At 71.9% G+C, this 25118-nt stretch carries 19 protein-coding genes; 6 read left to right on the top strand and 13 right to left on the bottom strand.

The genetic code is table 11. The annotated features are described in order from the left end of the window. Positions 1-103 precede the first annotated feature (103 nt). The 6 genes from ACIBKX_RS26525 to ACIBKX_RS26550 all read right to left on the bottom strand — a co-directional run bounded on the left by ACIBKX_RS26525 (position 104) and on the right by ACIBKX_RS26550 (position 8473). A complete protein-coding gene (locus ACIBKX_RS26525; RefSeq protein ID WP_363275017.1) occupies positions 104-4003 on the bottom strand; it encodes a lipopolysaccharide biosynthesis protein in 3900 nt (1299 codons plus the stop codon). After that, complete coding sequence (locus ACIBKX_RS26530; RefSeq protein ID WP_363275016.1) at positions 3996-4790, bottom strand: polysaccharide deacetylase family protein; 795 nt, start codon at positions 4788-4790, stop codon at positions 3996-3998. The genes ACIBKX_RS26525 and ACIBKX_RS26530 overlap by 8 nt, the downstream gene beginning before the upstream one ends. Further along, positions 4787-5836, bottom strand: a complete 1050-nt coding sequence (locus ACIBKX_RS26535) for a glycosyltransferase family 2 protein (RefSeq protein ID WP_363275015.1) — start codon at positions 5834-5836, stop codon at positions 4787-4789. The genes ACIBKX_RS26530 and ACIBKX_RS26535 overlap by 4 nt, the downstream gene beginning before the upstream one ends. After that, positions 5833-6666: a glycosyltransferase family 2 protein gene (locus ACIBKX_RS26540; protein ID WP_363275013.1), complete on the bottom strand. Its 834-nt coding sequence runs from the start codon at positions 6664-6666 to the stop codon at positions 5833-5835. Before ACIBKX_RS26540 ends, ACIBKX_RS26535 begins: the two co-directional genes overlap by 4 nt. Before the next feature lie 372 nt (positions 6667-7038). Next, the gene (locus ACIBKX_RS26545; RefSeq protein ID WP_363275011.1) at positions 7039-8139 is read right to left on the bottom strand and encodes a GNAT family N-acetyltransferase; all 1101 of its coding nucleotides are present in this window, start codon (positions 8137-8139) and stop codon (positions 7039-7041) included. 1 nt (position 8140) lies between these two features. Then, positions 8141-8473 carry a hypothetical protein gene (locus ACIBKX_RS26550; protein ID WP_363275010.1) on the bottom strand — a complete coding sequence of 111 codons (333 nt, stop codon included), beginning with the start codon at positions 8471-8473 and terminating at the stop codon, positions 8141-8143. Positions 8474-8806: 333 nt separating this feature from the next. Between ACIBKX_RS26550 and ACIBKX_RS26555 the strand changes: the two genes are divergently transcribed. After that, on the top strand, positions 8807-9631 hold the full coding sequence (locus ACIBKX_RS26555) for an SGNH/GDSL hydrolase family protein (protein WP_363275009.1): 825 nt from the start codon (positions 8807-8809) through the stop codon (positions 9629-9631). Here the strand turns inward: ACIBKX_RS26555 and ACIBKX_RS26560 are convergent. From ACIBKX_RS26560 to ACIBKX_RS26575, 4 genes are all read right to left on the bottom strand, one after another. Then, positions 9628-11295 (bottom strand): serine/threonine-protein kinase, encoded by a 1668-nt coding sequence (locus tag ACIBKX_RS26560; protein WP_399376307.1) that lies wholly within the window; start codon positions 11293-11295, stop codon positions 9628-9630. The genes ACIBKX_RS26555 and ACIBKX_RS26560 overlap by 4 nt on opposite strands. Positions 11296-11405: 110 nt before the next feature. Beyond that, positions 11406-12848: a sulfite exporter TauE/SafE family protein gene (locus tag ACIBKX_RS26565; RefSeq protein WP_363275007.1), complete on the bottom strand. Its 1443-nt coding sequence runs from the start codon at positions 12846-12848 to the stop codon at positions 11406-11408. After that, a complete protein-coding gene (locus ACIBKX_RS26570) occupies positions 12845-14185 on the bottom strand; it encodes a tetratricopeptide repeat protein (protein WP_363275005.1) in 1341 nt (446 codons plus the stop codon). The genes ACIBKX_RS26565 and ACIBKX_RS26570 overlap by 4 nt, the downstream gene beginning before the upstream one ends. A 158-nt stretch (positions 14186-14343) precedes the next feature. Beyond that, positions 14344-15897, bottom strand: a complete 1554-nt coding sequence (locus tag ACIBKX_RS26575) for a DUF4331 domain-containing protein (protein WP_363275004.1) — start codon at positions 15895-15897, stop codon at positions 14344-14346. Between the two features lie 148 nt (positions 15898-16045). On the opposite strand from ACIBKX_RS26575, the gene ACIBKX_RS26580 reads away from it, so the two are divergent. From ACIBKX_RS26580 to ACIBKX_RS26595, 4 genes are all read left to right on the top strand, one after another. Continuing rightward, positions 16046-16630: a sigma-70 family RNA polymerase sigma factor gene (locus ACIBKX_RS26580; protein ID WP_363275002.1), complete on the top strand. Its 585-nt coding sequence runs from the start codon at positions 16046-16048 to the stop codon at positions 16628-16630. Continuing rightward, the gene (locus ACIBKX_RS26585; RefSeq protein WP_363275001.1) at positions 16627-17409 is read left to right on the top strand and encodes an anti-sigma factor; all 783 of its coding nucleotides are present in this window, start codon (positions 16627-16629) and stop codon (positions 17407-17409) included. Before ACIBKX_RS26580 ends, ACIBKX_RS26585 begins: the two co-directional genes overlap by 4 nt. 116 nt (positions 17410-17525) lie before the next feature. After that, positions 17526-17792: a hypothetical protein gene (locus ACIBKX_RS26590; RefSeq protein ID WP_363275000.1), complete on the top strand. Its 267-nt coding sequence runs from the start codon at positions 17526-17528 to the stop codon at positions 17790-17792. A gap of 188 nt (positions 17793-17980) precedes the next feature. After that, positions 17981-19708 (top strand): amidohydrolase, encoded by a 1728-nt coding sequence (locus ACIBKX_RS26595; RefSeq protein ID WP_363274999.1) that lies wholly within the window; start codon positions 17981-17983, stop codon positions 19706-19708. A gap of 19 nt (positions 19709-19727) precedes the next feature. Here the strand turns inward: ACIBKX_RS26595 and ACIBKX_RS26600 are convergent, their stop codons facing one another. Then, positions 19728-20510 (bottom strand): ABC transporter permease, encoded by a 783-nt coding sequence (locus ACIBKX_RS26600; protein WP_363274998.1) that lies wholly within the window; start codon positions 20508-20510, stop codon positions 19728-19730. A 57-nt stretch (positions 20511-20567) separates the two neighbouring features. Beyond that, positions 20568-21509 carry an ATP-binding cassette domain-containing protein gene (locus ACIBKX_RS26605; RefSeq protein ID WP_363274997.1) on the bottom strand — a complete coding sequence of 314 codons (942 nt, stop codon included), beginning with the start codon at positions 21507-21509 and terminating at the stop codon, positions 20568-20570. A 63-nt stretch (positions 21510-21572) separates the two neighbouring features. Between ACIBKX_RS26605 and ACIBKX_RS26610 the strand changes: the two genes are divergently transcribed. Further along, complete coding sequence (locus ACIBKX_RS26610) at positions 21573-22298, top strand: TetR/AcrR family transcriptional regulator (protein WP_363274995.1); 726 nt, start codon at positions 21573-21575, stop codon at positions 22296-22298. A gap of 13 nt (positions 22299-22311) precedes the next feature. On the opposite strand, the gene ACIBKX_RS26615 is transcribed toward ACIBKX_RS26610, so the two are convergent. Further along, positions 22312-25098 (bottom strand): AAA family ATPase, encoded by a 2787-nt coding sequence (locus ACIBKX_RS26615; protein ID WP_363274994.1) that lies wholly within the window; start codon positions 25096-25098, stop codon positions 22312-22314. Positions 25099-25118: the final 20 nt, after the last annotated feature.

Raw genomic sequence — 25118 nt, forward strand, 5'->3', positions numbered from 1 at the left:
CCCGGCCGATCACCGCGCGGGTCGCGGGGAGGGGGTTCGAGTGGGGGGGGTCCGAGGTGAGGTGGCTGAAGCGGTAGTCCGCTTCAGCCACCCCGCACGCCACTCACGCCATCGTCAGGAACCGCTGGACCAGCGACGCGAGCAGCACGGCGAGCAGTGGCAGCGAGAACCAGAAGCTGCTCTGCAGCCAGCGCAGCTGCCGCACGCTCGGTGCCATCGCCACCCGCACGACCTCACGGGCACCGAGCAGCAGCACCAGCGCCACGGCCGCGAGCGCGCCGATCACCGACCAGGGGGTCCATGTCACCTGCGGCCCGATCGGTCCCGGATCGGCCTTCTCGACCTTCCCCTCCGGCTGTTTGCGCAGGCTGTAGAGGGTCGCGTCGTCGTTCGTGAGGACCTTCTTCAGCTCCTGCCGGTTGTCGAGGTTCTGGATGAGCCGGCTGTCCCAGCTCTTCGAGTAGCCGACGTCCATCTGGAGATAGACCGTCTGACTCTTGTTGATCATCAGATACGAGTTGGGGCCCGCGTCCTTGAGCGCCTTGACCAGACCGGAGACGAGCACCGGGTCGGCGGGCGCCAGCGTCGGCACGTACTGGACCTTCTCCATGTCGCGGGTGCCCCACGGCATCGCGGGCGTCACGTTGTTCACCGTGTCGTCGCTCATCCACAGCAGCCGGACCGTCGGGTCGTCGTGTTCGTAGACGTACTCCATCGCGGCGATCTCGCCCGTGCGGGTCCGCTCGAACGGCTCGTTGCCCCAGCGCGCCACCAGGAAGCCGCCCATCAGGACCAGCCCCGCCAGCAGCGCGGCCAGCGGCGCTAGGCTCACCCGGTCGCGGTCCCGCTCCTCGGCGGTGATGCCCGCCCGCGGGAAGAGCGCGAGACCGGCCAGGAGCGCGGCGCCGGGCAGCGCGAACATGAAGACGCGCAGCGCCATCTCGCCGCCGTACGACTGCATGCCGAACCCCAGGAACGGCACGAACGCCAGGACGAGCAGCGAGCGTTCCGTGTACTTGTGGTCGCGCCGCCGCCACCAGCCCCAGCAGGCGAGCGCCATGACGCCGCCCGCGAGCGCCACCCGCGCGTACAGCACGAGCTGATGGGTCGAACTGCCGCCCTCGATGCGCCCCGACACCGACGAGGACACATTGCCGCCGACGCCGCCGATCCCGCCGAACAGCTCGTCGAAGTGACCCGACCAGTAGGGCTCGGCGAGGAAGCCGATCCAGACGAGGACGAGGACCCCGAAGAGCAGCGGCAGACCGCGCAGCTCCGAGCGGCCCACCACGACGAGCAGGGTGAGGACGCCCAGCATCACGAACGGGGTGAGCTGGTGAGCCGGCACCGTCGCCGCGAACAGCGCCATCAGCACCAGGAGCAGAACCGTGCGCTGACGCCGGTCCGCGGGCTCGACCTCCAGCTCACCGGGGCGCCGCTTGGCCCACAGCACGTGCGGCGCCCGGAACCAGACGAGGAGCACCGCCACGAACACCAGATAGAGCAGATACGTGAAGCCCTGCGGGGAGAAGTAGTCCTGGCCGACCCAGCCGCTCAGCGCGAAGATCCACAGCCCCGCCCACCTGGCCCGCCAGGCGGCCCGCATCGAGCGCGTGAGCAGCAGCATCGGGGCCAGATAGAGCAGTTGCATGGCCAGCGGCCACCAGCGGATCACCTCGGTCATGGCGGTGATGTCGGAGACGCCGCACGCCTTCGCCACGAACGTCGCCGCCGCGAAGAAGCCCGGCCAGCTCCAGCGGGCGTCCAGGTCCGGCACCGCGGACCCGGTCCTGTCGATGTACTCCATGAAGCCCAGGTGCTGCCAGGCCGTCGCGAACCGCGGCTCGTCCTCAAGGACCGCGGGCAGTGCGTGCAGACAGACCACCGTGGCGATCAGCGTCGCCAGGAGCAGCACCCGGTGCGGGCGCTCCATCCAGAGCAGCGAGGCGAAGACGACGACCAGGAGCGCGCCGCCGAGCAGCGTCGTCCCGGGCAGCACGGAGATCAGCCCGAGCCCGCCCATCGCGTCGAGATCGGCCTCGTCGAATCCCGTCAGCGGCAGCCAGAACAGGCCGAGCGCCAGGACCAGGAGCAGCGTCATGACCGCGCTGTGCCGGCGGGGGAGCGGCTCCTCGGCGACGACCGGCTCGGGCGGCGCCGGCGGCGCCTCCTCGATCCGTACGCCGGTGTCCCGCTCCTCGGCCTCCGGTTCGCTGCTGGAGGCCGAGGAGGGGACGGGGGGAGCCGTGGTGGTCTCGGGGGACACGGGCGGAACGGGCGGCACGGGCGGCACGGGCTCGGCGGGAGCCGCCGGTGGCTCGGGCGACTTCAGGGGCGATCTCAGCGCCCAGGTCGGCCGGTGGTCCATGTCGTCCCCCTCGTCGGACCCAAAAGCCCCGCCCCGCGCCGTCGGCGTCCCGGCGGCGGGCGTTCCGGGACCGGGGCGTACGTCGGGCCGGCGCTCCTGGTGTTCGAAGTCGAGCTGTACGGCGAGGTGCAGCGTGTCCGAGTCGAGCGTCTCGCGCAGTGCCCAGGCCGGACCCCGCCGCTCCGTGCGCTGCCCGGAGGCCGTGCCGGACGGCGCCTCGGACGTCCCCAGGTCGGCCAGGTCGCCGTCCGGCGCGGTGGCCTCGGGCGGTGTGGCGGAGGGGGCCGCCCGCGCCACCCGGTAGAGCTTCGGCGCGGCGATCGCCACGATCACCGCGAGGCTGACGATCTCCGCGACGCCCGCGCCCGTGAGCCCCATCCGCGGCAGCAGAAGCAGCGTCAGACCGAGCACGAGGAAGCACAACAGGCCCTGCAGCCAGGCGATCCCGGAGGTGCGGCTCTGCGCGCGCTGCACCGCGAAGTACGTCTCCATGACGACCCGCAGCGCCGCGCCCACCGCGAACCAGCGCAGCAGCGGCGTCGCCGCTTCGGCGTACCCCTGGCCGAAGACCCGCAGCACATAGGGCGCGCAGATGAAGAGCAGACCGCACACCGGCAGCATGATCCGCGCCATCCGGCGCAGCGCGGCCCGGGTGTTCGCGGCGAGCCGCGCCGGGTCGTGCGCGCCCTCGACGGTCAGTGAGGCACCCATGTTGATGGCGAGCAGGTTGACCGTGCCGCCGATGGTGGTGGTGATGTAGAAGTACGCGTTGTCGACCGAGCTGACCTGCGAGGCGACGATCACCGGTACGAGATAGACCACGGCGAGCGAGAAGAGCGAGCCGGTGTAGTCCCCGGCCAGGAAGCGTCCGATCTCGCGCAGCGTGGGCGGCCGTGCGGTGGACTCGGTCGCCTTCACGTGCCGGGGCACGAGCCGCCGGAACACCAGCCAGCCGAGCGGGATCACGGACAGGGCGATCGCGGCGACCCAGGAGACGAAGACGCCCGCCGTCGGGATCGCCGCGGCGAACGCGATGAGCAGGCCCAGCTTCACGACCGAGAAGATTGTGTTGCCGACCGGCACCCACAGCGCGCTGCGCAGCCCCGTGAGCACCCCGTCCTGCAGGGTGAGCAGCGACCAGGCGACGACCGCGGCGACGAAGCCGATGCCGTGCAGCGGGCCGTGCAGGAACCGGTACGAGGGTCCCCACAGGTCGAGCGTCAGCAGGAAGATCAGCGCGGCGAACGCGACGACCAGCGAACTGCCCGCGTACGTACGGAAGATGAGCCTGCCCGTGGCGCGTCCCGCGATGGGGATGAAGCGGGCGAGGGCGCCCATCAGGGTGAGGGCGGTGAGCCCCGCGAGGAACTTCATGGCGGCGATCGCCGCCGAGCCCTGGCCGACCGCCGACTCGGAGTAGTACCGGGCGGCGGCCAGCCAGAAGCCGAGGCCGAGCACGCCGGAGATGCCGGTGTTCAGCATCAGCGCGTAGGCGTTGCGGAACAGCGGGCTCCCGCCGTCGCCGCCGCGTCCGGGCAGGCGCATTCTGCGCGGCCTGCCGGGCTTGCCGGACGGCTGCTGTTCGGGCTTGCGCGACCCAGAGACGTCTGCCTGGGCGGTCGACGTGTCAGACACGGGTACGAGTTGCCTTCCGGCGGGCCTGTCGGGCTCTGCGGACCACGGCGTACCCCTTGGTGAGGGCACAGTCCTTGGCGAAGTTGCGGGCGATGGCGCGGCCCTCGACGAGCCGCTCGAACTCCTCGATGCCGGTGGAGCGGCGCACGGTCACCCGCTGCAGGGCGTACGGCCCCTGGGCGCGCCGCGCGAGACGGTTGCCGACCGCGAGCGACTGGGCGAATCCGGCACCGCGCACCGTGCGGCGCACGCGGCGGTCGGAGTAGCCGTAGGGGAAGGCGAAGGAGGCCGGGCGGGTGCCGAGCTCGTCGGCGATGATCTCCTTGCAGCGCAGCAGCTCGGACCAGAGGTCGGCGTCGGCCAGCTGGTCGAGCTCCGGGTGTGTGTGGCTGTGCCCGCCGATCTCCGCGCCGGACGCGGCCAGTTCGCGCACCTGGTCCCAGTCGAGCATCAGGTCGAGGCCGCCCCCGGTGTCGTGCGCCCCCCGCAGCCAGCCCGTGGTGACGAACACCGTCGAGGCGAAGCCGTGCTTGGCGAGCACGGGCAGGCCGTGCCGGTGCACGCCCTCATAGCCGTCGTCGAAGGTGATCAGGACGGGCCTGGCCGGCAGCGCGCGGCCGGGACTGCGCCAGATCGCGGCGAGCGCGGCCGTGCTCAGCGGCGTGAACCCGCGTTCGCCGAGCAGGTCGAGCTGCTCGGCGAACGCGCCGGGGGACACGGACAACTCCCGTGTCGCCTCGGTCGGTTCATGCGCGATCGAGTGGTACATCAGGATCGGCACGCTCATGCGGCAGCCCCCTCACCGTCCGAACCGCCCACGCCGTCACCGGACCGCTCGATCTCCACGACCGAGAAGACGGTGCCTCCCCTGCGCGCGCGGGCGCTCCCGATGACGTACCCGCCTGCCGCCGTCACCACTCCCGCCACGATCGCGCCCGCGCGGCCCGCGCCGCCCGGCCTGGCGAGCAGCGCGTCCCGCAGCCCGCGCCCCACCCCGGCCGGCAGTACCCGCGTGGTGTACCGCCGCTCGGACTCGAGCCCCTTGTCGGCGCCCACACTTCGGGCCACCAGCGCCTTGGAGAGGCCTTCCGCGTACGTCCGCGTACGGAAGTAGTGGAAGCGCTCCCGTACGGCGGGGACGCGGTGGTGGATCACCGCGCGGTCGTCGATCAGCAGGACCGCGTCGGGTCTTGCCCGGACGAGGCGGATGCACAGCTCCGTCTCCTCGCAGCCGAGCGGGCGCTTGTCGCCGTCGCGCCCGATGCCGGTGGCGAAGCCGCCCGCCGCCTCGAAGGCGGTGCGGCGGAACGAGGCGTTCCCGCCCAGTACGTTGCGCACCCGCACCCGTCCCTGGGGCAGCCCCTTGTACGTACACCCGACGACCCAGTCGAACTCCTCGGGGAACCAGGCGGGCCTGCGCCTGGACTCCCAGACGGGCATGGTGCGCCCGCCCACCGCCATGACCTTCGGGTCGGCGTACCCCTCGGCGAAGTGCCGCAGCCAGTCGCGCTCGGCGACCGCGTCGTCGTCGAGGAACGCGATGATCTCGCCGCCGGACGCGGCGATCCCGGTGTTGCGGCCCGCGGAGAGGCCGCGGGGGCCCGCGTTGGCGAGCACCCGCACCCCTTCGGTCTCCTTGTACTCCTTGGCGAGCCGGTCGAGCAGCGAGGCGTTGTGGTCCACCACGAGCAGCGTCTCGAGCGCCGCCAGGGACTGGGCCCGCACCGAGGCGACCGCCGCGAGGATGTCCTCCCAGCGGTCCTCGGTGTAGACGCAGATGACGACGGAGACGCCCCCGGCCGTGCTTCCCCCGTGGTGTCCAAAACCGCTCAAGACACCTCTCCCTGACGTGTGCGGAAGGGGGACCTGGCGGGGCGGCGGCGCTGCTGCCCCCGGCGGTTGGAGCGCTCCGTGAGGATCACCTTGAGGACCCGCAGACCGTCGCGCACGGCGCTGAGATTGCTCGCGCCGTGGATGCGCAGATACTCGTGGCTCGGGATCTCCTGCACCTTGAGCCCGGCCTTGACCACCCGGATGTTCATCAGGGTCTCCACCTCGAAGCCCGTGCAGTCGAGGTCGATCTTGTCGAGGCAGTGCCGCCAGAAGGCGTTGTAGCCGTAGCAGAGGTCGGTGTAGCGGGCGCCGAACTTGGCGTTCACCACCGAGCACAGGACATGGTTGCCGAGCTTGCGGATCGGCGTCATGTCGTCCGTGCCGCCGCCGTTGGCGAAGCGGGAGCCCTTGGCGAAGTCCGCGCCCGAGACGAGGGCGGAGACATAGCTGACGATCTCGTGCCCGTCGGCCGAGCCGTCCGCGTCGACCATCACGATGATGTCGCCGGTGCACGCCTCGAATCCGGTGATCAGGGCGTCGCCCTTGCCCTTGCCGAGCTGCCGGACGACCTTCACGTCCGGCCACAGCTCACGGGCGACGGCCACGGTGTCATCGGTGGAATTGCCGTCCACCAGGACGACTTCATGGATCCAGTCGGGCAGTGTCTTGAAGACGTACGGAAGATTCTCCGCCTCGTTCATCGCGGGAATCACCACGCTGACCGGCGGCGCAATCGCCAGGTGCGTCGAAATCGGCCGATATTCGCGGGCCGGTCGCGGACCGCTTAACGGATCTTGGCCGGGCTCGGCCGGGCGCACAAAAGAACTCATGAGTCTGATCCCTCTCGTCCGGTGGACCGCCCGCCCCCGGGCGGTCCGGCTATGTATCCGGTTCGAAAGGGGGGTTCTCACTTGTGCATGACGAAATGGATCTCCGTGCATGCCGAGTGAGCTGGCATTGCGCGGGACGTGACACGGCACCTTGCGGTCGCCGAGCACGGCACCCCCCTACCGCGCCCCGCGCCGGAACCACCGCGATCTTGAGCCCTCCCCTAGATCGCATTGCGTGATGGACCGATGCGGGTGGATGTACGACGGTATTGATGATTGAGACCGTATGGCAAGACCTGGAACGTGGCCTCACGTTTTTGATGATTTGAGCGTTCTTGACGAGCACATTCGGAGTGTGCTCTTCCGTCCCCCTTATTCTTTCTGCCGTGAACGGATCTTTCCCATTCGTTTCAGCAGCCGGTCGGCCGGCTCGAACAATTCAGGCCGGGACAACACGGTGTTGCGCAGCGCCCTGACCGGGGCGCGCCGCGCCCGGTGTCCGATCGCCGCCGGATGGCGCAGCGCCACCCACCCCTCGGACACGGTGAGTTCGCGTGTCTTCAGGGAGTCCTTGTACTGCTTCTGACCTCGCCCGAGGTCCATGTACGCGATGCCGTCGGCGGCAGCCGCCTCGGCCATGTACAGATGCAGGATCAGACCGGGCGAGTACTTGGCGAAGGCCGGGTCGTAGGCCGGAAACCACTGGGCGAAGACCCGCTCGGAGCGCAGCCCGAAGTGTCCGGCGGCCGGTACCCCGTCGACGTACAGGACGGAGAGCAGGCCCGCGAACTGGTCGGACTTGGTGTGGAAGAGCTGGCGCACCAGCTGGCGGATCCAGGCCTGCGCGAAGCGGTCGCTCCGCCCCGTCCTGCGGTACTGGGCCGACTTCCAGGCCATCAGGGTGGTCAGCGCCTCGGGGTCACGCTCGTCGTGCACATAGCGCACGGTGCCCTGATCGCGCTGCAGCCTGCGCTGCTTGGCCTGGGTCGAGCGGGTGAACTTCGGTGATCTCGCCTTGAGCTGGCCGAGATAGGCCTCGTACCCCTGGTCGATGTCCATGACGGGGGAGGCGAAGGAGCCGGAGGCGCCCGCCTCGAACGGCTCCTGGCCGCCGGCCAGATGGTCGAACTCCCACAGCGCGAGCCCGCAGGCCCGCAGCAGCTCCCGGGCGTCCCAGCTGAAGCCGGGCCTGTGCACCAGGCCCTGGCAGTCGGAGACGCCCAGGCCGACGGCCCGGCCGACGCCGGTGATGGATCTCTGGAACGGGAAGAACGCCGCCGGTTCACCGGCCTCGCGGACCACCGCGATCCGCACCCCGCGCCGCCAGCGGCCCACCGCGAGGGTGAACTCCGGGGAGAGGAACGGATTCGCCAGCTCGGGCGAGCCGTGCAGATGGGCCTTGGACTGCATGGCCGTCCAGGCCAGCCGGTCGGCGGCGGTGAGTTCTCCGGGGCGGTGCACGGTGATGTCCACGTCAGGAGGTCCACCTTCTCGGGGCGCGGCCTCGCAGTCGCCGCGCCAGTACCAGCAGGAAGATGAGCGAGCCGATCGCACCGACCGCCGCGACCCCGCCGCGCACGGACCACATGTGCAGGGCCAGCATGGCCTGGGCCACCAACAGGTTGACCGCCACGGCCCCGGAAACGGAAGCCACGATCCGGCCCCATGGCTCAAGTCCGCGCAGTGCGGCAGCGATCGCCGCGCCCGGCGCCGCGAGGAGGAAGAAGAGCACGAAGGGTCCGCGCAGCGGTGACGCGATGTCCGTGAGCGCCAGCATCGCACCGACGGCGCCGACCGCCACGGCCATGCCCCCGAGCAACGGAAGCAGGTCTCCGCGACGGTCCGGCCGGTCCCGGCGGCCTTGCCCGGTGTCTGATGACGGTGCCTTGATCCTGATGGTCTGCATTGGCGACTTTGCCCCCCGAAGCGCCGGATGCCGGGCTTCAATGTCGCGCAGTCCGTGGCGGCGCGTCAAGATGCGGAGGGAGTGTGGAGATGTCCGCCTCTGTGCCCTTGGACGGGAAGGCAACTCCCTTTGCGGGCAAGGGAATTAAAGGCGAACTTGTTGACATGAACACTACCGACGGCGAGGGGGGCGTGCTACCACAGTCGAGGCAGAAATCCTGCTAAGGGAGGTTCCATGAGATTGTCCCGAATCACGGCAACCGCATCCTCGCTCCTCCTCGCCGCCGCCTTCGCCCTGACCGGGGCCTCAGTGGCTCAAGCGGACCAGCAGACCGACCAACAGGCCGCCGCCACGGGCTATGTGGCGCTCGGCGACTCATACTCCTCCGGCGTCGGAGCCGGCGGATACGACAGCGGAAGCGGCGACTGCAAGCGCACCCCGCGCGCGTACCCCGCGCTCTGGGCCGCCGCCAACTCACCCTCCAGCTTCAATTTCACGGCCTGCTCGGGCGCTCGTACGGGTGACGTCCTGGCCAACCAGCTCGGCCCGCTCGGTTCAGGGACGGGCCTCGTCAGCATCAGTGTCGGCGGCAACGACGCGGGCTTCGCCGACGTCATGACGACCTGTGTGCTCCAGTCCGAGAGCAGCTGCCTCTCCCGCATCGCCACGGCCCGCACCTACGTGCAGAACACGCTCCCCGGCAAACTCGACCAGGTCTACTCGGCGATCAGCGGCAAGGCGCCCTCCGCGCAGGTCGTCGTCATGGGCTACCCGCGCTTCTACAAGCTCGGCGGCAGCTGTCTCGCCGGTCTCTCCGAGACGGAGCGCGCCGCCATCAACGACGCCGCCAACCTCCTCAACTCCACGACGGCGAAGCGGGCCGCCGACCACGGCTTCGCCTTCGGCGATGTGACCAGCACCTTCACCGGGCACGAGATCTGCTCGGGCGACGCGTGGCTGCACAGCGTGAAGTGGACCAACATCGGCGAGTCCTACCACCCCACCGCCGCAGGACAGAGCGGCGGCTACCTTCCCGTGTTCAGGGCGGCGGCCTCCTAACGGGCCGAGTTCGACGTCTGCTTCGGCGACCGGTCCTGGTCCGAGGTGTACCGGTCCTGGTCCGAGGTGTAGGGGGAGGCTCCGTCCGTCGGGGTCTCCTCCTCGCATGTGACCGAGTACGCGACGGAGTTCGAGGTCGCCTTCACGGGACTGCGCACCTCCACGCTGATCTCGTTCTGGTACGTCTGACCGGGCTCGCCGGTCACCGTCTCCGTGTGGTGCACCTGCTTGGTCCTGTTCCCGCCGGACGCGAACGTGAGCGTCTTCCAGCCGGGGTCGCTCGGCTCGCCGGTCTTCGTGACCCAGCGGTAGTCGACGGTGGCCGGCACCCGGCCCACCGTGAACGTCGCGGTGAACGAGGGGGCCTGGCCGGCCGCCGGCGGGCACACCCCGCTGTACTCCGTGTGCGCCCCGGTGACGGACACCTTCACGGACTGCTGCGGGGGAGTGGTCGTCCCGCCGTTGCCGCCGCCCGTGGAGCCGCCGGTCGATCCGCCGTTGCCACCGCCGTTGTCGCCGCCCGTGGAACCGCCGCCAGTGGAGCCTCCGTCGGAGCCGCCCGTCGTGCCGTTGCCGCCGTTCGTGCCGCCGCCGGAACCGCCGTTGCTCCCTCCGTTGTCGCCGCCTCCGCTGCCCCCCGAGGAGGAGCCGCCGTTGCTCCCGCCGCCCCCGCCGTCCCGGTTGACCAGGGCGTACGCCAGTCCGCCGAGGGCCAGCGCCAGGGCGACCAGACCGGCCGCGAAGACGAGCACCGACCTGCGCGAGCGGGCCGGAGTCGTCGTGGTGGTCCCGAAGCCGCCGGACACGACCGGCTGCGGCGGCGGTGTGGGAGGCGCCGTCTGCTGTTGCTGTTGTTGCTGCTGGGACGTGACCGTGGGCAGATACGGGACCGCCGGATCGGCGCGCGGCGCGCCGCCCGCCGCGACGAGCCGCAGATCCCGCTCGGCGTCGGCGGCCGAGATCCGCGTGGCGGGATCCTTCCGCAGCAGCCCTTCGAGTACGGGAGCCAGCGGGCCCGCGTCACGCGGCGGCGGCAACTCCTCGTCCACCACCGCCCGCAGGGTGCTGAGCGGGGTGTCCTGCCGGAACGGCGAGTTGCCCTCGACGGCCGCGTAGAGCAGTACGCCGAGCGACCACAGATCGGACTCCGGTCCCGGCCGCTGCCCCAACGCCCGCTCCGGGGCGAGGAATTCGGGCGATCCGATCACCTCGCCCGTCATGGTGAGCGCCGAACTGCCCTCCACCATCGCGATCCCGAAGTCCGTGAGGACGACCCGGCCGTCGTTCGCGATCAGGACGTTGCCGGGCTTCACGTCGCGGTGCAGGACCCCCGCGTCGTGCGCCGCGCGCAGCGCCGCGAGGACCTCCGCGCCGATGTGCGCGGCACGCTGCGGCGCCATCGGGCCCTCCGTCTCGAGGATGTCCGACAGCGAGAGTCCGCGCACGACCTCCATGACGATCCACGGGCGCCCGTCCTGCGTGGCCACGTCATAGACCGTCACCACATTGCGGTGCGGGATACGGGCGGCGGCCCAGGCCTCGCGCTCCAGGCGCGCGTACAGCCGGTCGACGTCGGGGGCCGGGAGCCCCGCCGGGGCGCGCACCTCCTTGACCGCGACCTCGCGGCCCAGGACCTCGTCACGGGCGCGCCACACCGTGCCCATACCGCCCTCGCCCAGGGGGGCCAGGAGGCGGTAGCGCCCCGCGATCACACGCTCGTCGTCGCTCACGGGCGTCCCCCATCGGCAGCCGTGCGATTCTCCACAAAACTACCTCAACCGAGCGCCGTTGCGGCCCCCTTGAACACCAATCCACACCCGAGGGCGACCACGACACAGGCCGAGCCGACCGGCAGGAAGCGCTGCGTGGTGCGGCGCAGCCAGCGCGGCCCGTTGACCCGCCGTACGGCGGCCGACCCGACCCGCACGACGAGGAACCCTGCCGCCGTGAGCGTCACGGCGAGCCCCACCCCGTACGCGAGCACGAGCAGCAGTCCGAACCAGGCCTCGCCGAGGGCGGCGGCGCCGACGAGGACGACGACGGCGGAGGGGCTGGGCACGAGACCGCCGGCGAAGCCGAGGAAGAGGGCGCCGCGGAGGGTGGGGGCTGGTCCGTGGGAGTGGTGGTGTCCGTGGGGGTGGGTGTGCCCGTGCGTGTGGTGATCGTGGGAGTGGGCGTGGGAGTGAAGGTGGGCGCGGCGGCGCCAGGCCCGGCGCAGGAGCAGTGCTCCCGCGCCGGTCACCAGGACGCCGCTGGCGATGCCCAGCCAGGCGATGACCGAGGGCGCCGCCGCCGAGCCGCCCGCGACCAGGAGGCCGAGCGCCGCGACGCCCAGGGTGTGCGTGACGGTGACCGAGGCCGCGAGGGGGAGGACGTCCCGCAGGGTGGCCCGGCCGCGGGCCGCCGCCGACGCGGCCATCAGCGTCTTGCCGTGTCCGGGTGCCAGGGCGTGCAGGGCGCCCAGCCCCAGGGAGATGGCGAGGGCCAGTGCGGCGAAGCCGGGGGTGAGGTCGTGCCGGGCGACGAGTCCCGTCAGGGCCTGCGTCCAGCGGTCCGCGCCGCGCGGCAGCGGGCTCGCGGCGGGTGTCTCGTCGGGGTTGCCGGGCGCCGCGAGTGCGGGGCCGCCGGGTGTGATCCGCAGCTGCGCGGATGCGTCGCCGGGCGGTGAGGAGAGCAGTCGCTCGGGGTAGCGGGTGAGCCGGCGCGAGACGGACTTCTCGGGTACGTCGCTGCTCCGTACCGTCATCCGGTCGCCCTGGGCGGTGATCTCCCGCCAGCCGGGGCCGGGTTGGCCCGCGGCCTCGAAGCGGAGAGTGAGCTCGGTGCCCCGGGGGAGCGGGGCACCGAGCTCACACTGCACGCGCAACGTGGGGAGGCCTGCCTGGCCGTCGCGCGTGGTGGCGCCTGATCGCGCCACGCGGAGGGGTACGGTTCGGTCGCCGATCCGGAGTCGGCTTTCGCGGGCCGCGGTGTCGCACCGCTTCTTGGCCCAACTGGTGATGTCCGTGCGCTTGATGTCGCGCATGGCCTGGGTGGCCGGGATCTCCGCGAGGTCTTCCACGTGGTCGACGGTGAGGTGGCCGCGGGCCGCGACGAGGCCGTCGTAGCGGTTCGTCGTGAAGTTGCCCAGCGGGTGGGCGGAGGCGTGCCCTGCGGGCAGCAGGGCGAGGGCTACTGCGCCGACCAGTACGGCCAGTGCTGCCAAGGCGCGTTTCATCGGGTACCCCCCGCGGTGCCTGTCCGGCCGGCGCTTGCCCACAGCAATGACGGCGCGAGCGACGGGTTCAGCTTCAGCGCCCTCGCTGCCCACTCGCGGGCCGCCTCGGGGTTGCCCGTGGACCTTTCGATCTCGGCCCGGTGATGCATGAACGACGCCTCCCGGAAGCCCGTCGACGTGGCGAAGCGGGTGTACTGGACGGCCTCCTCGGAGCGGCCGTTGCGGTGGAGAGCCCAGGCCAAGGCGTCCGCCGTGTGGACCGTGTGGCGGCGGGACCACTCGGCACGGGCCAGGCGCAGTGCCTCCCGGCGGTCGCCGTGATCGGCCAGGGCGACCGCCGCGTCGAGGTCCGCGTTCACGCCGTTGGCGCGGGCGAGGGACACCCAGGCGGACACGAGCTCGTACTGCTCCCGCGCCTTCGCCCGCTCCCCGCGCGCCTCGTACAGCTCGCCGAGGGCCACCAGCGGCCCCGGCAGCGGCGCCCGGTCCACGACCTCGCGCAAGGCGCGGATCGCCCGGCCCGTCTCGCCCTGCCCGGCCCAGGCCCGTGCCCGGCACTCCAGTGCCGGCAGATAGCCGGCATCGGCCCGCAGCGCCCGGCCGCACTGGCGCAGCGCCTCGGCGAACCTGCCCTCGCGCCAGGCGAGTTGGCCGAGGGCGGTGGTGACATAGGCCATGTCGCCGGGGGCCGGCGCGGAACCCGTGCCTGCCGCCCGGTTCAGGGCGCGCCGGGCTCCCGCCACATCGCCGCGCAGCTCACGGACGTACGCATACCGCGTGAAGACCGGGACGCCGGGCCGCCGGACGTCCGCCTCGTCGGCGGCGCGCCCCGCAGCGCGGTAGCGGCCGAGCTCGACCAGGGCGTCGATCCGCGATGCCAACGCCCCTTCGTTGTACGGGTTTTCGGCGAGCGCGGACTCCGCGTGCCGCAGCGCTCCCTTGAAGTCGTGGCGGGCGGCGGCCTGGGCCGCGCGTCCGGCGAGGGCGGCGTCGTTGCGGGGCCGCAGCTCCAGGGAGCGGTCGAGGGCCCGGTCCGCCTCGCGGTAGCGGGACGGGTCGCCCCCGGTGCGGGCCTGCTCGACATAGGCGGTGCCCAGCGTCGCCCACGAGCCGAAGTCCTTGGGCTGGGACCGGAGATGGGCCTGCAGCGACTCGACGCCACGGTCCAGGTCGCCGCTCCTGAGCCCGTCGAGGCCGCCGCCGGCCGCCCCCGCGACGGCCGGCGGCGGCTGCCTCCCGCTGTCCTCGCCGCCCAGGACCACGGCACCGGCGGTCAGCGTGAGCGCCAGCGCGACGGCGGCGACACCGGAGCGCACGGTGGGACGGGGCAGAGCCATGGCTGTGGACCTTTCAGGAGAGTCGGGGCGGGGCGGGAGAAGGGAAGAGGGCGCGGCCCGCAGGGGGATGAATGCGGACCGCGCCGGTCTGGAGGGGGTGGCACCCCGGCCGGACCGGATGACCCCGGCCGGGGTGGGCCTGATTCACCCCGAGGGCCTCACGTCCCTCGCGGAGTACGCCTGCGCCACCAGGCGAGCCCGAGACCCACGAGCAGCACCCCGGCCGCCCCCGCGGCGCCGGAGGCGATCAGGACGGCGTCGGTGTCGCCGTCGGAACCGGAACGGCCGGGCACAGCACCGCCGTTGAGCGCGTTGCGGGCCGAGTTGTCGTCAGAACTGGAGCCGCTGCCCTTGGCCAGCGGTCCGCGGGAGCCCGGCGTGGGCAGTGCCACGTACGGGAAGGTGCCGCCGAACTTCACCTCGTTGGCGTCCACCGCGTCGCCCAAGTCGTTCTTGTTGCCGACCAGTTCGCCCTCGATGGCCTGCAGCTCGATGTCGATGACGTCATCGGTGAGCCGCCGCCCGTTCGGGAACCCGGCGTTGTCGCCGTCGAGCACACCGAGCCGCTTGGGATCGGCGGCGGGCTTGATCGACGTGTTGAGCCGCAGCGCCTCGGCCGGCCGCACGTTCGGCGGCTGGTTGAGGTCCTTCACACCGGTCAGGAACACCGACACGAGGTCGTTGCGGGGCTCTGCCGGAGCCTTCAGTCCGTAGATCTTCTCCAGGACCTTGGGCAGTTCGGGGTTGGTGACGTACTTGAGGAACTGCTTGTCGTTCCAGGGCGAGGACGCGTTGAACTTGTCCTTGTCCTTCCTCGGCACGACAACCTCGTTCACCAGCGGGTTGCCCATCCGCGAGACCTGCGTCCACTTGCCGCTCGCGTTCTTGCGCTGGGTCGTCGACCAGACGCCGACGACGGGCTGCTTCTCAGACTGCCGCAGCTCCGCGGTCGGCACCTGAAGGGCGATGGTGTTCACGTTGTAGCCCTTGAGCGTGTCCCGCCCGACCTCGGAGAGATTGCCGCCGTACGCGAGGTCGAAGACCCTCAGGTCGGCGAAGAACGGGTCGTCGGCCTGTCCGGCGTACGTCGAACCGCCGCCCTTGATGTCGCGCACGGCCTGGTCGCGCAGCTTCTTGTAGTTCGGCATCGACGCCTTGCCGACGTGCGAGGGCGCCGCGGGCACGTCGTCGGCGAGCTTCGTCGTCGACGTGACCTTCTGGTCCTTCAGTTTGATGAGGTCCAGGTCGTAGGTCTGCGTGACGTTCAGGTCGGGGTCGTCGAGGCTGGTCACGGGACCGGTGTTGTAGAGGAACGAGTCGCCGTTCTTGGTCTGCGTGGAGAACGTCCACCGGTAGAGCAGATCGCCCTGCGCGTCCCCGTCGCTGTCGACGTGGACGTCGTACTGCGCGTCGTCGGCGAACGGATAGAAGGTGGGACCGCCCGCGGGCTCCTCGAAGGGCAGCCAGTTCGCCACGATCGTCGTGGAGTCGGGCCGGTCGGGGCTGACGAACGCGTACACGTCCGTGTTGTCGTACTGGGGCTGCCCCGAGATCAGCGGGGCCTCCCGGTGGCTGGCGGCACCGGCCGCCCCTGGTTCGAGTGCGGTCACGCCGGCGGCTGCGAGCCCCCCGGCCGCCAGTGCGCCACAGACAAGCGCGGCGAGGCCGCGCCTGCTGTGACGCCCCCCGCGGCTTCTGGCGATAGCTGTCATCGCGTCCGTCCTTAACGTTCCTTCGCGCGACCGGCGCGTGCTGAGCGCGAGCCGCCTGACGAACCCCATTCGGGGCGGGCGGCCCGGCGGATTGGCCTCTTTCCCAATCCGGTCCGTTCTCTCGCCCCGAAGACCCGTCGACCGGACAATGAGCCCGCGCGCCCGAAGCGCCGGGGAAGGGGGACGGCGGATGGACGCCGACGAGCTGCTCCCGCTGGTCGCGCATGGCGACCAGCAGGCCTTCGAGAAGCTGTACGGGCTGGTCTCCGGGCCGGTCTACGGACTGGTCCGCAGGGTGCTGCGCGATCCCGCGCAGTCCGAGGAGGTGGTCCAGGAGGTGCTGCTCGAACTGTGGCGCACGGCGGCCCGCTACGACCCCGCGCGCGGCAGCGCCCTCTCCTGGGTCCTCACCCTCGCCCATCGCCGCGCGGTGGACCGGGTGCGCAGCGTCCGCGCGGCGAGCGACCGCGAGCGGCGGGTGGCCGGGCGGGCCGAGATCCCCGCCTACGACCAGGTCGCCGAGGAGGTCGAGGGCAGCCTGGAGCGCGAGTGGGTGCGCCGCTGTCTGCGCCGCCTGACGGACCTGCAGCGCCAGGCCGTGACGCTCGCCTACTACGACGGCTACACCTACCGGGAGGTGGCCCGCCGTCTCTCCGTGCCGCTCGGCACCGTCAAGACGCGGATGCGGGACGGGCTGCTGCGGCTGCGCGAATGTCTCGGCGCGGCGACATGAGGCGGCTCTCGCAGATCTGGCCGCCGCCGGTCGGGCGGCTCGGCAGGCCCGTGCACTCGCTGGCCGTGCCGTACGCCCTGGACGCCCTCGACCCCCGTGAACTGCGCCGCTTCGAGCGCCATCTGCCCCGGTGCGCACGCTGCCGCACGGAGACCAGGGAGCTGACCGAGGGCGCCGCACGCCTTGCGGGAGCGGCGGCGGTCCCGGCACCGGTCGCACTGCGCGAGCGGGTCATGACGGCCGTCCGCACGACGGAGCAGGAGCCGGTGGTGCGGGCGCCCGCCGTCTTTGGCGCGCCCCCGCGTTCCCGTGTGCTTCTGGTGCCGCTCGCCGCCGGTGCCGCGCTGGCCCTCACCGCGTGCGCGGTCCTCGTGGTCCAGTTGAGCCGCGTCGACGAACGGCTCGACCGCGAGCGGACCACCGCACGTGAGATCGCCCACGTCCTGGCCGCTCCCGACGCCCGTGCGACGGGTGACCGAGACCGCTGGGGACGCGGCATCAACGTCGTCGCGTCGCCGTCCACGCGGCGCGCCGTGGTGACCGTCACGGGGCTCGGCGGGCCGCCGCGGGGCCGGGTCCATCAACTGTGGGTGATGCGCCCCGCGGCGCAGCCGCGCTCGCTGGGCCTGCTCGACGGCGAAACGCCCGTGCTCGCCGACGGGCTGAGCGCTTCCGCTTCCTCACTCGCTGTCACCACCGAGCCCGATGGTGGCTCAGAACAGCCCACTTCTGCCCCTCTTGTCCAACTCGCCCTGGAATCAGTTGGATTCGGAGAGTAATCGTCAACCTCCTTGTGGGGAAGGTGAATCCCGCTACCGGGATACACGAGTGTGATGGCGGGGCGATAGGGTTAACCTGCCCTGGGCCGGGTGCCCTCGTACGGGTGGGGAGTGACATGGAACAGATAACGGTGCGCAGCAGGGCGCGTGTCCCTGCGATCACTTGCGGGAGCAGTGCGACCAGCTCTCGTCTCGACCGCCATCTCGCGGTGCTGGGCGGTCCCGCCGTCCCGCAGCGGGAGTCGCACGAGGCGACGCTGCTGATGCGTGAACTGACCTCGCGGGGTGCGCATGACCGGAGCGGTCATGGTGCGCGGGTGCGGAGGGTCTCCCTCTTCGCTCCGTTGCGCAGGCTGCGTCGGTCGCTTTTCGGCGGTCGTTGACCACGGGTGGTCGGGGGGCTCTTCCCGTCGTTTCGTCGGCGGATCGGTCCCACCCATCCACCCCACTCCCCGTAGTGCACCCCTTCCGTAACACCCATGTCATGCGCACCTGTTGACGCCGCAACGATTCAGTCGCACTGTTGCTGATCGATTGGCCGATACACCCAACCTCACCCCCGGAGGTGCGCGTGTGTGACCTGCACGATCAGCATGAGCATGAGGCACTCCCCGCGAGCGGCCCGCCGTTGAGCCGGCGCCGCATCATGCAGCTGCTCGGCGCGGCCGGTGTGACGTCCGCCGCCATGAGCGTCGAGGCCGACCCCGCGATGGCCGCGGGCGCCGACGACAGCCCCGCCGCCTACCAAGCGCCCGAAGGCCTCGCGGCCGACACCCCCGCCAAGCGCTCCGCACTCGACTGGATCGCCTCCCACGACGACCGGATCACCGGCCTGAACGCCGAGATCTGGGACAACGCCGAGCTGTCCCTGCGCGAGTGGAAGTCCTCGATCGCCGAGGCCGATTTCCTCGAACAGGCCGGATTCGACGTGCAGTTCGGCACGGCGGGCTTCCCCACCGCCTTCACGGCCGGCTACACGTACGGCAGTGGCGGCCCCGTCATCGGCTTCAGCGGGGAGTATGACGCGCTGCCCGGCCTCTCGCAGAACAAGGGCGTCGGCCACCACGATCCGCGCGAGTACGTCCACGACCCCTTCGCGCCGGGCTACGGCCCCGGTCACGGCTGCGGGCACAGCGCGCTCGGCACGGCGGCGGCAGCGGCGGCCGCGGCCGTGGCGCAGGCCGCGAAGAAGCACCGGCTGCCCGTCACCGTGAAGTTCTTCGGCTCCACCGCCGAGGAGACGCTGATCGGCAAGACGTACGCCGTCAGCAAGGGCGTGTACGAGGGCCTCGACGCGTTCCTCGACTGGCATCCCTCGACGGCCAACGCGACCGGCTGGGGCACCACCACCGCGATGACCGCCGTCACCTTCACCTTCCTCGGTGTGGCGGGCCACGGCGGCACCCCGCTCGGCAACAAGTCGGCCCTGGACGCAGCCGTGATGATGGCGACCATGTCGGAGTTCCTCCGGGAGGAGAACCTCGCTCCGTCGGGCCGCCTCCACTGGGTGATCAACAACGGCGGCGACATTCCCAACGTCACCCCGGAGATCGCGGAGATCAGCTACTACGTACGCGAGGGCAGCCCCGCCCGCGTCCAGGTCCTCCTCGACAAGGTGATCGCCGTCTCGGAGGCGGCGGCCAAGGCGTCCCGGACGACCGTCCGGCACCGCGTCACGTCCGCCTGCTGGAACCAGCTCCCCTCCAAGTCCTTCGCCGAGCTGCTGCACGCGAACATGAAGGAGATCGGCCCGCCCGAATTCACCGACGAGGCCCATGAGTTGGCCAAGGAGCTGCAGAAGTCGCTCGGCCTGCCCGAGCGCGGGATGCACGACAAGATCGGCGAACTCACCCCGCCCAACCCGGTGTTCATGGGCGGCGGGTCCACGGACGTCGCGGACATCAGCTGGAACGTCCCCACCGTCTCGATGGGCGCCGCGCTCGCCCCCGTCGGCACCAAGATGCACACCTGGTCCACCGCCGCCTGCGCGGCCGCGGCGCCGGGACAGGCCGCGGTGCTCGCCGCCGCGAAGTATCTGGCGGCGACGGCGGTCGACCTGCTGACGCAGCCCGAGCGCCTCAAGGCCGTCAAAGACGAGTTCAAGGAGCGTACGAAGGGCGTGAGTTGGAAGACCGCGCTGCCGGACGGCTATGAGCCGCCGATGTACGAACCACCGGAGTGGTTCTTGAAGAAGACGGGCCAGAAGTGGCCGCCGTCGAACATCACCTGGCCGCCGAAGCGAGTGGTGTCCCAGGAGAAGTTCTCCTCGCTGGGCCCGGAACTCGAACCCCAGACGTAGTCCGTACGTCGTTGCCCGCTCACCGTCCGCCGTTCGCGTACCGGCGGACGGCGAGCGGCACGCACAGGGCCAGCAGCACCGCGCACCACAGGAGCGAACCGGCCACGGGGTGCGTCACCGGCCAGCCGGCGTCCGTCGGCACGGGCGCGTTGCCGAACAGGTCACGCACCGCCGTCGCCACCGCGCTGATGGGGTTCCAGTCGGCGACCGTGCGCAGCCAGCCGGGGAGTCCGTCGGTGGGGATGTACGCGTTCGAGAGCAGTGGCAGCATGAACGTGGCGCCGCCCAGCTGCCCCGCCGCCTCCTCGCTCTGCGAGGCGACGCCGAGGAGGATGCCGATCCAGGTGGTGGTGAACCGGAAGAGCAGCAACAGGCCGAAGGCGCCGAGGGCTTGCAGCGCCCCGCCCTCGATCCGCCAGCCCATCGCGAGCCCCACGAGCATGAGCGGGATCAGCCCGACGGCGGTGGTCAGCACATCGGCGGCGGCCTGCCCGAGCGGGATCGCCGAGCGGGTCATCGGCATCGTACGGAACCGGTCCATCACGCCCCGGTGCAAGTCCTGGGCGGCGGTGAACATCCCGGTCATGATCCCGTTCGCGGCGGTCGCGACGAGCATCCCCGGCACGAGGAAGGCGCGGTAGTCGGTGCCAGGCATGGCGAGGGCGCTGCCGAAGACGTACCCGAAGAAGAGCAGGAAGACGATGGGCATCGTCTGCGTCATGATCAGAATGGCGGGCGCATGCTTGATGCGCGTCAAATGCCGCCCGAGGATGGCGGAGCCGTCGTAGAGGATGGCGTTCACGGATAAAACCTTCCGGGTGATCGGGTGGGTGGGAAAGATCCGCCGCGAAGCGGCGGGCTAGGAGACGCGGGCCGCGACCAGCCGCAGGAACACCTCGTCCAGCGTCGGCGCTCGCAGCGTCGCGTCGATGACGGGCACTCCCGCCGAGTCCAACTCCCGTACGACCCGCGGCAGGTTCACCGCGGGGTTGAGCGCGACGGCCCCGGCTGTCCGGCGACCCGTGTCGAGGGACGGCTCGGACCCCGTCAACTGATCCAGCACCACCGCCGCCGCATGCAACTCCTGCTCCGACGAGTCCTGCGGCAGGACCACCTCGACGTAGCTCCCGATCTCGGCCTTCAGCTCCGTCGGCGTACCGCGATGCGCCGCCCGCCCCTCGTCGATCAGGACGATCTCGTCGGCCAGCTGATCCGCCTCCTCCAGGTACTGCGTGGTCAGCAGCACCGTCGTCCCCTCGGCGGCCAGCTCCCGTACCGCCTCCCAGATCCCGCCCCTGCTCTGCGGATCGAGCCCGGTGGTCGGCTCGTCGAGGAACAGCACACGGGGCCGCACCAGGAGACTCGCCGCGAGGTCGAGCCGCCGCCGCATCCCTCCGGAGTACGTACGGGCGGGCCGATCGGCGGCCTCCGTGAGCCCGAAGCGCTCCAGGAGCTCGTCGCCCCGCGCCCGCGGAACCCGCAGCAGCCGTGCGAAGAGCCGCAGGTTCTCGCTCCCTGTCAGGTCACCGTCGACTGAGGCGTACTGTCCCGTCACCCCGATCAGCCGGCGCACGGCAGCCGCGTCGCGCACCACGTCGTGCCCCGCGACGAAGGCCGTGCCGGCATCCGGCGTCTGGAGTGTCGTCAGGACGCGGACCGCCGTCGTCTTGCCGGCGCCGTTGGGCCCGAGCAGCCCGCACACGGTGCCCTCCGGGACGGCGAGATCCAGGCCGCGCAAGGCATGCACGTCCCCGAAACGCTTCTCCAGACCTTCACTAAGTACAGCGTACGTAGAAGTCATGACCTCACCGTACCTCACTACGTACGCTGTACGTAACTAACATGGTGGTCGAGGTGATGATCAATGGCGGGCCGACCGGCCGAACCGGAAGTGATCTGGGCGCGCCCCGAGCGCGCGGGCCGCGGCCCGAAGCCCGCGTACAGCAGGGCGGACATCACGGCGGCAGCCGTCCGCATCGCCGACGCGGACGGCATCGACGCGGTGTCCATGCGCAGAGTCGCGGGCGAGCTGGGCTGCGGCACGATGTCGCTGTACAACTACGTGCCGCGCAAGGAGGACCTGTACGAGCTGATGGTCGACGCCGTCAGTGCCGAGTACGAACTGCCGGCCGCGCCCCCGGGCGGCGACTGGCGCACCGAGCTGCTTGCCCTCGGCCGTCAGGCGCGCGGCATCATGCACCGCCACCCCTGGCTGCCGCGCATCATGTCGACGCTCTATGGCTTCAGCCCGAACGCCCTGCGCTTCCTGGAGCACTGCCTGGGCACCCTGGAGGGACTCGACGCCCCCTACGGCACCAAGATGGAGCTGATCGGCATGCTCAACGGCTCCGTCATGACGTACGTGGTCAATGAGTTCGCCATGGCGGAACGCACGCGGGCGCTGCCCTGGTCCGAGGAGCAGGAACAGGCCGTGCGGTTCGCGTATCTGGCGGGGCAGGTGAGCGGCGGTGCCTATCCGCACCTCGCCGCGATGCTCGCCCAGGGGCCGCCGCCGGGCGACGCGGACGAGGTCTTCGACCGGATGCTGAACCGGCTCTTCGACTCGTTCGCCGGACCGGCCTCCGGCTGAGGCCGGTCGGCCGTTACGCCGTCGCCGGCTCCTCGTCGTCCCGGAACTCCAGCCGGGCCAGCTCGCCGCGCGATGCCACGCCCAGCTTCGGATAGGCGTTGTAGAGGTGGTAGCCCACCGTGCGCGGCGAGAGGAACAGCTGGGCGCCGATGTCCCGGTTGGTCATGCCGGTCGCCGCGAGCCGCACCACCTGCCGCTCCTGCGGGGTGAGCCGCGCGATCGGCGCCCGGTCGCCGCCGTGCCGGGCCCGGCTCTCGCCGGTGGCCCGCAGCTCGGCGCGGGCCCGCTCGGCCCATGGCGCCGCTTCGAGCAGCTCGAAGGTGTCCAGGGCGGACCGCAGCGGCGTACGGGCCTCGCTCCTGCGGCCCGCGCGGCGCAGCCACTCGCCGAACAGCAGCTCCGTGCGGGCCTGCTCGAAGGGGCGGCCGTCGTCGGCGTGCAGCGCGAGCGCCTCCTCGTACGCGGCTCCGGCGTCCGGCTCCGGGGCGAGCAGCGCACGGCAGCGGGCGGCAAGCGCCGCCGCCCACGCGGCGCCCGTCTGCCCGGCCCACTCGGCGTAGCGCGCCGCCAACTCCCGTACGGAGTCGGCCTGTCCGGTGCGGGCGGCGGCCTCGACCCGGTCCGGCACGGAGTACAGGGCCACGATCGTGTGCCCCGAAGGGCTCGCCGCGATGTCCTCGTAGACGCGGCGGGCCGTCTCGTAGCGCCCGGCGCCCAGCTCCAGCATGCCGAGCGCGACCGGGCCCCACACCTGCCCCGGCAGCACCTGCCGGGGGTCGCTGCCCCGGCCCGCCAGCTCCCGGCAGCGCTCCTCGTCGCCCGCGAGCGCCGCGAGATAGGCGAGTACGCCCGTCAACTGCCCCACATAGTGCGGCTGTCCGGTGTCCTGCGCGATCCGCAGCCCCTCCAGGGCGCCGGTCACCGCGCAGCCGTGCCGGCCGAGGAAGATCCGGGTGCGGGTGCGCAGCAGCAGCACCAGCGGCAGCGGGCCCAGCGCACCCTGCTCGCGGCATTCGCGCTCCAGCTCGGCGGCCAGGTCGTTGCCGGTCTCCAGCTCGCCGAGCGGCGCGAACCAGGAGGCGATCGAGACCCGTTCGCGCAGCGTGTGCCCGTGGTCGTGGCGCTCGGTGCGCAGCGTCTCGAACAGCGCCCGCAGCGGCGGAAGTCCGGCCCCCGGATCGCCCGCCGCCAGCCGGGCGAGGCCCTCGGCGGCGGGCAGATAGGGCAGGGCCTGCGGTGAGGTCTTGAGGTCGAGCCCGGCGAGGCGGGCGCTGGTCCCGTCGATGGACTGTCGGTGCCCGGAGAGCCAGGCGGCCGTCATCGCCTCGTACGCCATGAACGCCGCCGTCTGGGGGGCGTGCGGGGCGATCTCGGCCGCCGTGTCCAGGAGCACGGAGCTGGAGGCGTCGAGCCTGCCCTCCTCGCGGGCGAGGGCGGCCCGTGCCTGCGCGAGCCGCGCGAGCACCGCCGGGTCGGTGAGGTGCGGGGCGGCGCGCAGGGCGAGTTCCGCCGCGCGCTCGTTCTGCCCCGCGTCGGCCGCCGCCGACGCGGCGAGCGCGAGCCGCCGGGCGCGATGGGCGCTGTCCGGGCTGAGCTGGGCCGCGCGTTCGCAGGCGGCGGCGACGGCGGCGAAGCCCCCGCGCTCACGCGCGTGCTCGGCGGTCTCCTCCAGGACGGCGGCGACGTACTCGTCGGGCTCGGTGGTGGCCGCCGCCAGATGCCAGGCCCGGCGGTCGATGTTGCCGACGCACGGCAGCGCGTCCGCGAGCGCGCGATGCGCGGCGATGCGGTCGCCGACCGGGGCGCTCTGGTAGGCGGCGGCCCGGATCAGCGGGTGCCGGAAGGTGAGCCTGCCGCCGTCGAGGCTGAGCAGTTCCTTGCGCTCGGCGGGCTCCAGATCGGTGACCGAGGCGCCGAGGCCGCTCGCCGCCGACGCGGTCACCGCGAGGTCCCCGGTGCCTTCCGCCGCCGCGACCACGAGGAGCGTGCGGGTCGCGCGCGGCAGGGCCAAGATCCGGTCGGCGAACGTCCGGAGCAGCCGGGAGTGGCTGGGCAGCGCGCTCAAGTGATAGCCGTACGCGGGTATCTGGCCCTCCCGCTGGGCGGCGGGCAGCTCGCGCAGGGCGAGCGGATTGCCGCCCGACTCGCCGCGGATCTGGTCGCGTACGTAGCGGGGCAGGTCGCCCGCGTGCTCGGCGAGCAGTTCACCGGCCGCCCCGTCGTCGAGCCCGGTGAGCCGCAGTTCGGGCAGGCCCTGGGCGGGGAACTGCGGGGCGTGCGCGTCGCGGGCCGCGAAGACCATCACGACGCCCTCCGCCGCGAGCCGCCGGGCCGCGAAGAGGAGCGTGTCGGCGGAGGCCTTGTCCAGCCAGTGGGCGTCGTCCACGAGGCAGAGCAGCGACCCGGTGCCGCCCTCCTCGCCGTCGGCGGATTCCGCGAGGAGGGTGAGCACCGCGAGGCCGATGAGGAAACGGTCGGGTCCGGTGCTGCCGGGCACGGCGAGGCCGAGCGCCGCGCGCAGGGCGTCGGCCTGGGGCGCGGGGAGGCCGTCGATCCGGTCGGTCACCCGGTGCAGCAGCAGATGCAGGCCCGCGAAGGGGAGTTCGCTCTCGGACTCGATGCCGGTGGCCCGCAGCACCCGGATGCCGTGGTCCGCCGCCCGTGCCGCCGCGTGCTCCAGGAGCGCGGTCTTGCCGATGCCGGCCTCGCCCCTGAGCACCAGGGCGGCGCTGTGGCCCTGCCGGGCCCGGGAGATGAGTTCTTCCAGCCTCGCCGTCTCGGCTGCACGTCCGTAGAGCATGAGGTCGACCCTAACCGTGG

Origin of the sequence: Streptomyces sp. NPDC050658, assembly GCF_044457025.1 — a bacterium.
Lineage (GTDB): Bacteria > Actinomycetota > Actinomycetes > Streptomycetales > Streptomycetaceae > Streptomyces.